Source organism: Streptomyces sp. UH6 (assembly GCF_013421635.1).
GTDB lineage: Bacteria > Actinomycetota > Actinomycetes > Streptomycetales > Streptomycetaceae > Streptomyces > Streptomyces abyssomicinicus.
On sequence record NZ_JACADT010000600.1, the window covers coordinates 1 to 3,535 of the forward strand.

At 72.2% G+C, this 3,535-nt stretch carries 3 protein-coding genes and 1 pseudogene; 1 reads left to right on the top strand and 3 read right to left on the bottom strand.

The annotated features are described in order from the left end of the window. Positions 1 to 142: 142 nt before the first annotated feature. From lipA to lipB, 3 genes are all read right to left on the bottom strand, one after another. Entirely contained in the window at positions 143 to 1,120 is a 978-nt protein-coding gene (gene lipA / locus HW445_RS22760) for a lipoyl synthase (protein ID WP_180222825.1), read from the bottom strand. Positions 1,121 to 1,234: 114 nt separating this feature from the next. Beyond that, complete coding sequence (locus tag HW445_RS22765; protein WP_180222826.1) at positions 1,235 to 1,906, bottom strand: heme oxygenase (biliverdin-producing); 672 nt, start codon at positions 1,904 to 1,906, stop codon at positions 1,235 to 1,237. 38 nt (positions 1,907 to 1,944) lie between these two features. After that, a complete protein-coding gene (lipB, locus tag HW445_RS22770; RefSeq protein WP_180222827.1) occupies positions 1,945 to 2,745 on the bottom strand; it encodes a lipoyl(octanoyl) transferase LipB in 801 nt (266 codons plus the stop codon). A 346-nt stretch (positions 2,746 to 3,091) separates the two neighbouring features. On the opposite strand from lipB, the pseudogene HW445_RS22775 reads away from it, so the two are divergent. After that, a pseudogene (locus tag HW445_RS22775) lies at positions 3,092 to 3,535 on the top strand (regulator); the annotation flags it as partial.

Sequence of the window (3,535 nt, forward strand, 5' to 3'; positions counted from 1 at the left end):
TGCGCGCGGCGCGCGCCGGGTTACAGAGTCCTCGAACGGTGTTACCGGAGGGTGACCCACCGGTCAAAGCCGGATGAAAAGCATGCCCGCGCCCGTCCACTCGTGGGACGGACGCGGGCGCGGTGACATCGGCGGGGCGGGCTCAGACCGCCGGGGCGGCGGCGGTGCTCAGGCCGCCCGCGGCGCGCTGCTCGACCGCCATGCCGTAGAGCCGTCCGGCGCGGTACGAGGAACGGACCAGCGGGCCGGACATGACGCCGGCGAAGCCGATCTCCTCGGCCTCCTGCTGGAGCTCCACGAACTCCTGGGGCTTGACCCAGCGCTCCACCGGGTGGTGGCGCACGGAGGGCCGCAGGTACTGGGTGATGGTGATCAGCTCGCAGCCGGCGCCGTGCAGGTCGCGCAGGGCCTCGCTGATCTCCTCGCGGGTCTCCCCCATGCCCAGGATCAGGTTGGACTTGGTGACCAGGCCGAACTCGCGGGCCTTGGTGATGACCTCGAGGGAGCGCTCGTAGCGGAAGCCGGGGCGGATCCGGCGGAAGATCCGGGGCACCGTCTCGACGTTGTGCGCGAAGACCTCGGGGCGGGACTCGAAGACCTGCTGGAGGAGCTCGGGCACCGCGTTGAAGTCGGGGGCGAGCAGCTCGACCTTGGTCCGGCCGCCCTCGCGGGCGGCGGTCTGCTGGTGGATCTGGCGGACGGTCTCCGCGTACAGCCAGGCGCCGCCGTCCTCGAGGTCGTCACGGGCGACGCCGGTGATGGTGGCGTAGTTCAGGTCCATGGTGACCACGGACTCGCCGACGCGGCGCGGCTCGTCACGGTCGAGCGCCTCGGGCCTGCCGGTGTCGATCTGGCAGAAGTCGCAGCGCCGGGTGCACTGGTCGCCGCCGATGAGGAAGGTCGCCTCGCGGTCCTCCCAGCACTCGTAGATGTTGGGGCAGCCGGCTTCCTGACAGACGGTGTGCAGGCCCTCGCTCTTCACGAGGTTCTGCATCTTCGTGTACTCGGGACCCATCTTCGCCCGGGTCTTGATCCACTCGGGCTTGCGCTCGATGGGGGTCTGGCTGTTCCGGACCTCCAGGCGCAACATCTTGCGTCCGTCGGGTGCGACTGCGGACACATCGGCTCCCTGTGACTTCGGTTCGTAGGCGTAACCAGCGTACGCCGCCTGAATTCGCTGTCCGTCCCGAGGCCGGGGTTTCGGACGTGGGGTGGCTCTCACTCACCCGCCCTCCTACAAGGCTCGGGCGGTGGCCTCGAATTCCCCCTCCAGCCCCCGCAGGAGGGCGGTGTTGCACGCGAAGGCGCGGCGGCACTCCTCCACCACCCGCCGCCTTCCGGGGCCGTCCACGGGGACGGCGTCGAGCCGGGCCCGGTAGTCCCGCTTGAAGGCCGCGGGGTTCGGTATCGCGTCGAAGACGTAGAAGCGCACGCCGTCGCCCTTGGGCGCGAAGCCCCAGTTCCTCTCGGCGGCGCCGCGGATGACCTGGCCGCCGGAGAGGTCGCCGAGGTAGCGGGTGTAGTGGTGGGCGACGTAGCCGGCCGGCCACTCCCGCGCGCACGCGGTGACACGGGCGGCGTACTCCTCGGCGGCGGGCAGCGGCCTCAGGCCCGCCCGCCAGCCGGGGCCGCGCAGCCGGGCCAGGTCGCGCTCCAGGGCCGGCAGGCGCGTCAGCTCGGGGCGGACGAACGGCCCGGCGACCGGATCGTCCCGCAGCGCGTGGGCGGGCTCCTCCAGGGCCGTGTACACGAACCAGAGCTGCTCGGTGTAGCGGGCGTAGGCCTCGACGCCGAGACCACCGCCCAGCATCGATGTCAGGAAGCCGCTGTTCTCCGCCTCCGTGTGCTGTGCGCGGGTGGCGGTGCGCAGGAGTTCCGAGAACGGCCGGTCGGTGGTCGTGTCCATGATCCCCAGTGTGCGGGACCGGACCGCGGCGTGCGCGATCAGACCGCGGCGGCCGGCTCGGTCTCGCGGGGGCGCGGCTCGGCGCCCTCCAGCACCTCGCGCAGGTGCTTCTCGATCACCGGGAGCACGTCGGCGACGGTGACGTCGCGGCCCAGCTCCGCGGCGAGCGAGGTGACGCCGGCGTCCCGGATGCCGCAGGGGATGATCCGGTCGAACCAGGTGGTGTCCGGGTCGATGTTCATCGCGAACCCGTGCATGGTCACGCCCTTGGAGACGCGGACGCCGATCTGGGCGAGCTTGCGGTCCTCCCGGCGCTGGCCGGCGTTGGACGGCGCGTACTCCGGACCGTTGAGCCGCGGGTCGAACTCCTCGTCCGTCATCCGCGGGTCCAGGTCGAGCGAGAGGCCGCCCAGGGACGGCCGCTGCTCCACCGGGTCGCCCAGCACCCAGACGCCGCTGCGCCCCTCGATCCGGGTGGTCTCCAGCCCGAACTCCGCGCAGGTGCGGATCATGGCCTCCTCCAGGCGCCGGACGTGGGCCACCACGTCGACCGGGCGCGGGAGCTTCTGGATGGGGTAGCCGACGAGCTGGCCCGGGCCGTGCCAGGTGATCTTGCCGCCGCGGTCGACGTCGACGACCGGCGTGCCGTCCAGCGGACGCTCGCTGTCCGCGGTGCGCCGGCCGGCCGTGTAGACCGGGGGGTGCTCCAGGAGCAGCACGGTGTCCGGGATCTCGTCGGCGAACCGGGCCGCGTGCACCCGGCGCTGCTCCTCCCACGCCTGGAGGTACTCGACGGCCTCCACGCCGAACCCCATGCGTACGAACCGCACCTCACCCACGGATACCTCCAGGTGTACTCCGGACGGGGCCGCGGCGGACGGCCCCCGGCCACTGTAAGCGGTCCGGCCGGACGGGTCGGCAGGCGTCCTGCCGGACGGGGGCCGCGGCCCGGGCCGTGTCCGGCCACCGGTCGGCGATGTCCGGTATCGGCGCACTCGACACGAGGAGCACCGAAGCGTCACCTCCAGGGGGGAAACTCACCCGTTCGGATGAACGAAAGGTGAAGTGTGCGATGAGCTGCCTACGCTCCGCTACATTCACGCCGTTCACTGGCCATAACGGCTGCTCATAGGCAATCCGGGCGCCCTCGGGGTTCGCCACGGAAGGCAGGAGACCCCACCGCAGATGACGGAACGACCCGCGCAGCGCACTCCCAACCGCCAGCTCGCCGCGCTCATCGCAGAGGCGGGATTCTCCAACGCGGGACTGGCCCGGCGCGTGGACCAGCTGGGACTCGAGCACGGACTCGACCTGCGGTACGACAAGACGTCCGTCACCCGCTGGCTCCGCGGCCAGCAGCCCCGGGGGACCACGCCGGCCCTCATCGCCGAGGTGTTCACCCGCCGCCTGGGGCGCCGGCTGACCGCCCAGGACCTCGGTCTGGACGCCTGCGCCCCGGTGTACGCGGGGCTGGAGTTCGCGGCCTCGCCCGAGGAGGCCGTGGACATCGTCAGCGGCCTGTGGCGCAAGGACTCCGGCAGCCACGCAGAGCTGCGCAAGATCGCCTTCACCCCGGCCGGGCTGGTCGTGCCCAGCCGCGACTGGCTGATCGGCCGCCCCGACGAGCGG

Bases quoted from the DNA above. Each gene is read 5' to 3' on its own strand.
- HW445_RS22765 (WP_180222826.1), bottom strand. From the start codon at position 1,906: ATGGACACGACCACCGACCGGCCGTTCTCGGAACTCCTGCGCACCGCC.